Raw genomic sequence first — 959 nt, forward strand, 5'->3', positions numbered from 1 at the left:
TGGGCAAGGGCTTCGCACTGGCGATCGCCTACATCGACACCAATGCCCACAACTCGGTCTATACCAATACGTCTGGCCGCTATGTCGGCAAGGCTACCGCCTGGGCTTCGATCACCAAGACTTTCTAAACACGCAGCAGGTTGAGCGGGCGCCGGACGCACGCCGGGCCGTCCCGCTCAGAGGAGAAATCGGATGAAACTGATCATCGCCGTCATCAAGCCGTTCAAGCTCGACGAGGTGCGCGAAGCGCTCTCGGATGTGGGCGTGTCCGGCATCACCGTGACTGAAGTCAAGGGCTTCGGTCGCCAGAAGGGTCACACCGAACTGTACCGGGGCGCGGAATACATCGTGGATTTCCTGCCCAAGGTGAAGATCGAAGTGGCCGTCCCGGACGACGTGGTCGACCGGGCCATCGAGGCGATCGAGAAATCGGCGCGGACCGGCAAGATTGGCGACGGCAAGATCTTTGTGGCGCCCATCGAGCAGGTCATCCGCATTCGTACCGGCGAGACCGGCGGCGACGCGCTGTGAGCGAGGAGAAAAAGCAAATGACATATTTCATGAGACGCTTCCTGTTGGCCTTTGTACTGATGCTGGGCATTTGCGGCCTGGCACGGGCGGCCGATTTCCCTGGCGCCAAGCTGAGCTTTGAGCTGGGCAAGGCCGAATTGCCGGCGGACAGTGCCGCGGCGGCCACCAAGGTGGCGGAGTTCGTCAAGGCGAACGCGGGCGCCAAGGTGCAGGTATCTGGCTTTACCGATACTTCCGGCGACGCGGCAGCCAATGCCGAGCTGGCCAAGCAACGCGCCCTGGCTGTGGCAGGCGCGCTCAAGGCTGCAGGCGTGCCTGACGACGCCATCGTGATGAAGAAGCCCGCTGAGGTCGAAAAGGTCGGCAATGCCGAGGCAGCGCGCGTGGTGGAAATCTCGCTCGTGGCCGTAGCGGCAGCCGCACCCCCC

General features: G+C 63.0%; 3 protein-coding genes. All 3 read left to right on the forward strand.

Translation table 11 applies throughout. From position 1 onward, the window contains the following. A partial coding sequence (locus CF70_RS35655; protein ID WP_304413163.1) for a TorF family putative porin occupies window positions 1–128 on the forward strand: 128 nt, incomplete at its 5' end. A gap of 64 nt (window positions 129–192) precedes the next feature. Next, window positions 193–531 (forward strand): P-II family nitrogen regulator, encoded by a 339-nt coding sequence (locus tag CF70_RS04535; protein WP_006159494.1) that lies wholly within the window; start codon window positions 193–195, stop codon window positions 529–531. A gap of 17 nt (window positions 532–548) precedes the next feature. Next, window positions 549–959 (forward strand): OmpA family protein (locus CF70_RS36460; protein ID WP_160172226.1); only part of this gene is annotated, 411 nt, incomplete at its 3' end.

The sequence above is a fragment of the Cupriavidus sp. SK-3 genome (assembly GCF_000611145.1).
In the GTDB taxonomy this organism is placed as follows: domain Bacteria; phylum Pseudomonadota; class Gammaproteobacteria; order Burkholderiales; family Burkholderiaceae; genus Cupriavidus.